We start from the raw sequence: 7,029 nt of genomic DNA on the forward strand, positions 1-7,029 counted from the left end.
GGTTCGGCATCGCCGGCGGCGTGGGCGGGCCGCCGATCGGGCTAATCGGCCGTTTTTCGGGCCAACCCCCCTTAAATGGTGCGGGTGACCACGACCGACCGCCGGGCAGTGCTGCGCGCGGGCGCCGGGATCGTCGCCTCGGGGGTGCTGACCACCGGGTGCGCGACCGGTGCCGCCACCGGCGGTGCCGCCGCTCACCCCGCAGCCCTCCCGTCCCGTAACCCGGCGACCAGACCCCCCGCCGCCGCCCCCGCCCCGCTCCTCAGCTACCCCGCCCAGATCCCCCACGGACCCCGCGACCGCCCCCGAGTAGCCCTCACCTTCCATGGCAACGGTGACCCCGCCACCGCCCACGCCCTGCTCACCGCCGCCGAGAAACACGGCTCCCGGATCACCGTGCTCGCTGTCGGGACCTGGCTCGACGCGCACCCCGACCTCGCTCGCCGCGTCCTCGACGGCGGCCACGAACTCGGCAACCACACCCTGCGGCACCTCGACATCAACGGCATGCCGGAGGCGGACGCCGAGGCCGAGATCAGGGGGTGCGCCGAGCGGCTGGAGAGGCTCACCGGGTCCATCGGCACCTGGTTCAGGCCCTCGCGCGCGTCCCGCGCCTCCCCGCTCGTCGAACGGCTCGCCCGCCGGGCCGGCTACCCGCACGTCCTGTCCTACGACGTCGACCCCCTCGACTTCACCTCGCCGGGCGCCCTCGCCGTCGTACGCAACGTCATGGCCGGCGTCCGCGCCGGATCGATCGTGAGCCTGCACTTCGGATACGCGGACACCGTCGCCGCGTTCCCCGGCCTCCTCCACGAACTCGACCGTCGCGGCCTGCGCGCGGTGACCACCACGGAGTTGCTGACCTGATGCCCCCCACCGCCATCGCCCGCGCCCTCGTCACAGGGGCCGCACTCACCCTCCTCGCCGGACTCGCCGGCTGCGGCACCGAGTCCCCGGACCGGCCTCACCGGGCCGTCGGCACGGTCAAGCCCGCCCGGCCCGCCGTACCCGCGGTGCCCCTTGTCCAGGGGCTGCCCGGGATGCCGCCCGTCCTCGACCCGCGTGACGTCTACGCCGCCGACCGGCCGAACAGACTCTCCCCGGTCGTCCGGGACTTCCCGTCCCGCGTCTACGTGCCCAACACCGAGTCCGACACCGTCTCCGTCATCGACCCGAAGACGTACGAGGTCGTCGAGACGATCCACGTCGGTCGCCAGCCCCAACACGTCGTGCCCTCCTGGGACTTGAAGACCCTCTGGGTCAACAACAACCGCGGGCACACCCTCACGCCCATCGACCCGAGGACCGGGGAGGCGGGCGAACCGGTCGACGTCCACGACCCCTACAACCTCTACTTCACGCCGAACGGCAAGTACGCCGTCGTCATGGCCTCCCTCGACCGCGAGCTGGTCTTCCGCGACCCGCACACGATGAAGGTCGCCAAGACCGTGCCCGTCAGCTGCTACGGCGTCAACCACGCCGACTTCTCCCTGGACGGCCGGTACTTCATCGTGTCCTGCGAGTTCAGCGGCGAACTGCTGAAGGTCGACACGGCGAAGATGAAGGTCGTCGGACAGCAGAAGCTGCCGTTCGAGGGCGCGATGCCACAGGACGTCAAGATCTCGCCGGACGGCAAACGGTTCTACGTCGCCGACATGATGGCCGACGGCATGTGGGTCCTGGACGGCGACAGGTTCACCCGGCCCACCCTCCTGCCCACCGGCAAGGGCACCCACGGGCTGTACGTCAGCCGCGACTCCCGCGAGATGTACGTGTCCAACCGGGGCGAGGGCACCGTCTCCGTCTTCGACTTCGACAAGGGCGAGGTCACGAGGAAGTGGCAGCTGCCCGACGGCGGCAGCCCCGACATGGGCGGCGTCTCCGCCGACGGCAAGGTCCTCTGGCTGTCCGGCCGTTACAACTCCGAGGTCTACGCCATCGACACCCGGACCGGGAAGCAGCTCGCCCGTATCAGGGTGGGCAGGGGCCCGCACGGACTCGCCGTCTACCCGCAGCCTGGCCGCTATTCACTCGGCCACACCGGCATCTTCCGCTGATCCCGGCCCAGTTGGCCCGTCGGCGTCACCCCGTGTGACACGCCGCCGATCGAGTGACGGTCCCCGGCCCGCCGCCGCAGACCCGACATGGTGCATCCATGATCACACCTCGCCTGCGGCGGCGGACCGCTGCCGTCACCCTCTCCCTGGCCGCCGTCTTCGCGACCTCGGCCGCCACCCTCCCCGCGGCCGCCCCGGAGGCCTTCACCCGGGCCGCCGCCCCGAGCTGCCCCCAGTTCGACGACCCGGTCAAGGCCGCCGTGGACCGCCGCGTAGACGTCGACCGCATCACGCCCGACCCGGTCTGGCGCAAGACCTGCGGCACCCTCTACCGCAGCGACGGCCGCGGCCCCGAGATCGTCTTCGCGGAGGGCCTCAGGCCCAGGGACGTCGTCAACGGCCAGTACGACATCGAGAAGTACGTCCTGGTCAACCAGCCCTCCCCGTACGTCTCCACGACGTACGACCACGACCTGTACAAGACATGGTGGAAGTCGGGCTACAACTACTACATCGACGCCCCGGGCGGCGTGGACGTCAACAAGACCATCGGCGACACCCACAAGTGGGCCGACCAGGTCGAGGTCGCCTTCCCCGGCGGCATCGAGCGGAAGTACATCATCGGCGTCTGCCCGGTGAACAAGACCACCAAGGTCGAGATCATGAGCGGCTGCGAGAGCAACCCGCACTTCGAGGCGTGGCACTGAGCCGCTCCGCTGGGTTGGCGTGGGTAGGCGGTTCGTTTTGCCGCGGGCCGGTGGAGGTTGGTCGCGCCCCGCGGCGAAGCCGCTGACCGATACAGCCCCGCGCCCCTTACGGGGCGCTGCTCAGTGGGCGAGCAGCAGTGCCTCTCCGCCCACCGGCACGAAGCCCGCCGCCTGGAACGCCCGTACGCTGCGGGCGTTTCCCGGGGCCAGTTGGGCCCAGACCGGCTCGCCGTCGCTCAGGTGCCGCGCCGAGGACGCCAGAGCGCGGCCCAGCCCCCGGTGGCGTACCGCCTCCGTCACCTCCACCGCCGCCTCCAGTCGGCCCGCGACGCCGCGACCGAGGATGAGAACCCCGCCGTCGGCCGCCCACACGTGGACGTCGTCGCGGTGTTTGTGGGCCCGGGCGATCCGGTGGTGCCCGGGGTCGTCGATCTCCGTCAGCGTCAGAGGCGGGTTCCCCTGGAGCGGGGTGGCGACCGCCAGCAGGTCGATCGTCTCGTTCGAGCGGCCTGTGCGGTCCATGAGGGCGGTCAGGAAGCGTAGGTTCATCGGTGCGGAGAGCGCGTCGCTGTCGACGCCGGCCAGGGTCCGGCGTACCCAGTCCGGGTCCTCGTCGGTGAAGACGACCGCGTGCGCGGTGAAGGCGAGGACCCCGGCGTCGCGGTGGGCCGCCTGGGGCACGATGGTCGTACGGCCGTCGGGGAGCGGGAAGACACCCCGCGCCACGGAGTCGAGGATGTCCTTCAGCGTTTCTCCCACGGTGCCCCTCCCGGCCGCTTGAGTCTCCACCCACTGGAAGGCCCAGACTCGCGAACATGATCGACGACGGCACCGGATTTCTCACCATCGGCGAGCTGGCCAGGGCCACCGGACTGACGGTACGCACCATCCGTTACTGGTCGGACGAGGGGGCTCTGCCGCCCGTGACCAGGTCGTCCGGCGGTTACCGGCTGTACGACGCCGGCTCCGTGGCCCGCCTCGAACTGATCCGCACCCTGCGCGAGCTGGGCCTCGGCCTGGACCACGTACGCGCGGTGCTGGCCGGGGAGACGACGGTCGCGGAGGTGGCCGCCACGCATGTGGCGGCACTGGACGCACAGATCCGGACGCTGCGGGTGACCCGTGCGGTGCTGTCTTCCGTCGCGAGACGCGGTTCGACCGCGGAGGAGATGACGCTGATGAACAAGTTGGCGCGGCTGTCGGCCGCCGAACGCAAGCGGATCATGGAGGAGTTCGTGGAGGAACTGTTCCACGGGCTCGACTCCGTCGACCCGGCGATCCGGGACCGGATGCGCTCCACCGCGGTGGACCTCCCGGAGGACCCGACCCCGGAGCAGGTGGACGCCTGGGTGGAACTGGCGGAGCTGATCCAGGACCCCGAGTTCCGGGCGCAGATGCGGCAGGTGATCGAGTTCAACGCGCGGGACCAGGGCCGTGGCGCCGCCGCCGGGCGGTCCACATGGTTCCCCATGCGTCTGGTCCAGCTCGCGGCCGAGGCCCGTGCGCGGGGAATCGCCCCCGAGGCGCCGGAGGCGGAGGCGATCCTGCGGGAGGTGTTGGGGGACGGCGACCCGTCCGCCGTGCTCGAACGCATGGAGTCGGTTTCCAACGACCGGCTCGCCCGGTACCGGGAGTTGCTGTCCACGGTGAAGGGCGCGGGACCCGCGAGCGCACACCGTGCGGAGTTCGCGTGGGTGGTCGCGGCGCTGCGCGCCCGTTTGGCCAGCTAATCTGACCCCGTCAGCAGTACGTACATGAAGGGGCGGGTCCCGGTGGCGGACATCGAGGAAGCACGCAAGCAGTTCGAGCGTATCGACACGAACGGTGACGGGTTCATCACGGCCGCCGAGTTCAAGACCGCCCTGGCGCAGGCGGGTGACTGGAACGTCACCGAGTCCGTGGCCGAGGTCATCATCGCCTCCCGCGACCTCGACGGCGACAAGCTCCTGTCGTTCGACGAGTTCTGGACGTACCTGAACAAGTAGTGCGAAGCGGTAAAAAGCAGTACATGCGTGGGGCGCTCGCCGGTCATCGGTGGGCGCCCCTCACGTTTCCCCGAGTGCGCGGGCGACGAACGTGTCCAGGACGCCCGTGCCGACCTCGACCTCGCGGGTGCGGCCCTGCCAGTTGTGGACCGTGTGGGCGCGGGCGGCGGCGCGCAGGGACCGGACCTCGGAGCGGCTGCCGCCGCCCTCGTGGACGGCCATCGCGGCCAGTGCGGCCCGTGCCCAGTCGCCCGCGCAGGCCAGCCACGGTGACGCCGCCGAGCGGAAGGCCGCCGGGACCGTCTCGCGGGCCCCGGCCAGATCCGTCAGCCGGGTGCGCAGGGCCTTTTCGGCGGTCGCGCCGCCCCGCCAGTACGCCGCCGTCAGCGCCGCCAGTCCGGGCGCCTGCACGGCGTTGACGCGGGAGACGCGGTTGACGTCGGCGAAGGCGCGCAGGGCCGTGAGGGCGCGGGTGTCGCCGGCGGCCAGGGTGGCGAGGCCCGCGTCGAGGGCGGCCTCGGGGCGGTACTTCTCGGGGTTCCAGGTGTAGGCCGCCAGGGAGAACAGGGCCGGGGCGGACGCGGCGGCCTGGTTCATCGGGTTGGCGGTGAGGCCGGCGACCGCGCCCGGCAGCGTGCGGTCGCGGCCCTCGTAGGGGCCCAGGAGGAGATGGCCCGGCGTGTAGTCGTTGACCGGGTAGTTGTCCCAGACCAGCACCGGGTGGGCGTAGGTGCTGCGGGCCTCGCGGGCCTGGGCCGTGCGCAGCGTGGGAGAGACGACCTGGGCGCCGGTCCACATCACGGTGACCGCCGGGTCGAGGCGGGCGGCGAGGGTCCGCTTGTACGCGCTGGACCGGGCCCCCGTGTACTCCGTGGGCACGGTGATCAGTGGCGCCGCCCCTCGGTGCGTACCGACGAACTCACGCTGGACCCGGTTCAGGAGATCGGCCTGCGCGCGGGCGACGGCGGCCTTGCCGGTGCCGTACGCCGACTGGTCGCGGGAGCAGTTCCAGCGGCTGATGTCGATGTCGTCGAGGGGCACGGCGAACGCCCGCACCCCGATGTCCCACAGCTGCCGGAACTTGCGGGTGAGCGCGGCGGTGTCGGTGGGGGAGGAGTAACAGACGGTGGGGCCGGGGGAGACGGCGTGGACGAAGGTGATGTGGTCGGCGGTCGCCCGCTGGACCAGGGTGCGAAGCACGGCCAGCCGGGCGGCGGGGTACGGGTCGCGCCAGCGGGCACGCAGATAGGGGTCGTCCTTGGGCGTGTAGATGTACGTGTTCAGCTTCCAGCGGGCCGCGAAGTCCAGCTGCTCCAGGCGTTGTCGCTGGGTCCAGGGGGTTCCGTAGAAGCCCTCGACGATGCCCCGGGTGGCGGTGGCGGGCCAGTCGCGGATGTGTACGGCGGGCAGTTCGGCGCGGGGCGCGGAGGAGCCGACGGGACGCACCAGCTGGGCCAGTGTCTGGGCCGCGTGGAAGGCGCCGTCCGGGTCGGCGCCGACGAGCACGATGCGGGGGCGTCCCTTGTCGTCGGGGCCGGCGGCGAGGACGTAGCCGGACGGTGGAAGTGTCCTCGATGGCTCAAATCCGAGGGTACGTAAGGTTGTTGACGCCTCGTCAGAGGTTTGGCCCGCGCTGGAGGCGATGGTGAGCAGCAGTTCGTTCCGCTGTGCGCGGTCGCCGTAGCGGACCTGGTGGACGCCCGCCTCGCGGAGGGTCCGGGCGACCGTGTCGAGGGTGGCGGCGTCCGTCCCGGAGTCGGAGTGCAGCGCCACCGTCCCGCCGATCCGCACCGTGCCCCGGCCGGGACGCACGCTTCGCGGGGTGGGCCACAACGCTGGTACCCGCGCCGGGAGTTGGGCCGCACTGTCGTCGTCCGGGGTTGGTGGGGCGGAGGTTGACGGCCGGTTGTTCCCGGTGGCGTCCTCCGGGGCGGCAGGGGTCTGTGGGCCGTCGGTGAGGACGGTCGCCAGGAGCAGGCCGAGCAGGGCCAGCGCGGCGCCGAGCAACAGCGCCGGAGGGGTGGGCCATTGACGCACAGAGTCCCCCTCGGTGTCCCGACCGCTCTCTCGTCCGTCCGTGCCGACCCTCCCCCTACCCCGTCCGGGAGACGGTTATGACGGATCGTCCGATACCGCCCGATGGACGCGAGAACCGGGCAAGCGCCCTCTTACCTGTTTGTGTGTCGTCATGTCGGAAAAGATGCCGATGTGTCAAATCAGCCACACTGTGCGCCAGTTGGCGTAGACACTGTTGATGAATGGCCCTTGCATGGAAGGGCC

Annotated in this window: 7 protein-coding genes; 5 read left to right on the top strand and 2 right to left on the bottom strand. The window is 71.5% G+C overall.

The window, feature by feature from the left end; genetic code table 11:
- Positions 1-75: 75 nt before the first annotated feature.
- The 3 genes from STRTUCAR8_RS09470 to STRTUCAR8_RS09480 all read left to right on the top strand — a co-directional run bounded on the left by STRTUCAR8_RS09470 (position 76) and on the right by STRTUCAR8_RS09480 (position 2,764).
- Complete coding sequence (locus tag STRTUCAR8_RS09470) at positions 76-867, top strand: polysaccharide deacetylase family protein (protein ID WP_006375364.1); 792 nt, start codon at positions 76-78, stop codon at positions 865-867.
- Entirely contained in the window at positions 867-2,057 is a 1,191-nt protein-coding gene (locus STRTUCAR8_RS09475) for a YncE family protein (protein WP_006375358.1), read from the top strand. The genes STRTUCAR8_RS09470 and STRTUCAR8_RS09475 overlap by 1 nt, the downstream gene beginning before the upstream one ends.
- A gap of 98 nt (positions 2,058-2,155) precedes the next feature.
- The gene (locus STRTUCAR8_RS09480) at positions 2,156-2,764 is read left to right on the top strand and encodes an ADP-ribosyltransferase (RefSeq protein ID WP_006375329.1); all 609 of its coding nucleotides are present in this window, start codon (positions 2,156-2,158) and stop codon (positions 2,762-2,764) included.
- Positions 2,765-2,884: 120 nt separating this feature from the next.
- Here the strand turns inward: STRTUCAR8_RS09480 and STRTUCAR8_RS09485 are convergent, their stop codons facing one another.
- Positions 2,885-3,523, bottom strand: a complete 639-nt coding sequence (locus STRTUCAR8_RS09485; RefSeq protein ID WP_006375343.1) for a GNAT family N-acetyltransferase — start codon at positions 3,521-3,523, stop codon at positions 2,885-2,887.
- 56 nt (positions 3,524-3,579) lie between these two features.
- Here STRTUCAR8_RS09485 and STRTUCAR8_RS09490 point away from each other — a divergent pair, with 56 nt between their 5' ends.
- Both STRTUCAR8_RS09490 and STRTUCAR8_RS09495 read left to right on the top strand, forming a co-directional pair.
- Complete coding sequence (locus STRTUCAR8_RS09490) at positions 3,580-4,494, top strand: helix-turn-helix domain-containing protein (RefSeq protein WP_006375334.1); 915 nt, start codon at positions 3,580-3,582, stop codon at positions 4,492-4,494.
- A 42-nt stretch (positions 4,495-4,536) separates the two neighbouring features.
- Positions 4,537-4,749, top strand: coding sequence for an EF-hand domain-containing protein (locus STRTUCAR8_RS09495; protein WP_044471918.1), 213 nt, complete (start codon positions 4,537-4,539; stop codon positions 4,747-4,749).
- Between the two features lie 60 nt (positions 4,750-4,809).
- Here STRTUCAR8_RS09495 and STRTUCAR8_RS09500 read toward each other — a convergent pair whose 3' ends face one another.
- The gene (locus STRTUCAR8_RS09500; RefSeq protein WP_006375332.1) at positions 4,810-6,786 is read right to left on the bottom strand and encodes a glycoside hydrolase family 84 protein; all 1,977 of its coding nucleotides are present in this window, start codon (positions 6,784-6,786) and stop codon (positions 4,810-4,812) included.
- Positions 6,787-7,029: the final 243 nt, after the last annotated feature.

This window comes from Streptomyces turgidiscabies Car8 (assembly GCF_000331005.1).
Taxonomy (GTDB): Bacteria; Actinomycetota; Actinomycetes; order Streptomycetales; family Streptomycetaceae; genus Streptomyces; species Streptomyces turgidiscabies.

Coding starts and splice junctions, on each gene's coding strand:
- STRTUCAR8_RS09470 (WP_006375364.1), top strand. CDS start 76: ATGGTGCGGGTGACCACGACCGACCGCCGGGCAGTGCTGCGCGCGGGC.
- STRTUCAR8_RS09475 (WP_006375358.1), top strand. CDS start 867: ATGCCCCCCACCGCCATCGCCCGCGCCCTCGTCACAGGGGCCGCACTC.
- STRTUCAR8_RS09480 (WP_006375329.1), top strand. CDS start 2,156: ATGATCACACCTCGCCTGCGGCGGCGGACCGCTGCCGTCACCCTCTCC.
- STRTUCAR8_RS09490 (WP_006375334.1), top strand. CDS start 3,580: ATGATCGACGACGGCACCGGATTTCTCACCATCGGCGAGCTGGCCAGG.